The organism is Elizabethkingia argenteiflava, assembly GCF_009904105.1.
Taxonomy (GTDB): Bacteria; Bacteroidota; Bacteroidia; order Flavobacteriales; family Weeksellaceae; genus Elizabethkingia; species Elizabethkingia argenteiflava.
Map to the genome: position 1 here is coordinate 1 of NZ_JAAABJ010000135.1, position 362 is coordinate 362.

Annotated in this window: 1 protein-coding gene; it reads left to right on the forward strand. The window is 43.4% G+C overall.

The features are described from left to right. Positions 1 to 76 precede the first annotated feature (76 nt). On the forward strand, positions 77 to 362 hold a 286-nt coding region (locus GNY06_RS00895; protein WP_185151804.1), incomplete at its 3' end, for a transposase.

Below are 362 nucleotides of genomic sequence, written 5' to 3' on the forward strand. Positions count from 1 at the left end.
TGGGTACTTTTGAACCTAAGATTGTCCCCAACGCCAGCTAATCATTACCGATGAGCTGGAAGGTACTATCTTATCGATGTACGCTATGGGAGTGAGTACCCGAGCAATGGGGGATTTTGTTCAGGAAATGTATGCTATGGTGATTTCTCCTGCAGAGATATCCCGTATTACCGATAGTGTACTACCCGCGGTTCAAGAATGGAGAAACCGTCCTCTTGAAACCGTCTATCCATTTATATTTCTGGTTTGTATGTTTTTCAAGGTAAGGGTGAATGGTGCTGTTGAAACCCGTGCGATCTATAATATCCTCGGGGTTGATATCGCAGGAAAAAAGGATGTACTTGGGCTTTATAGTTCAGAAA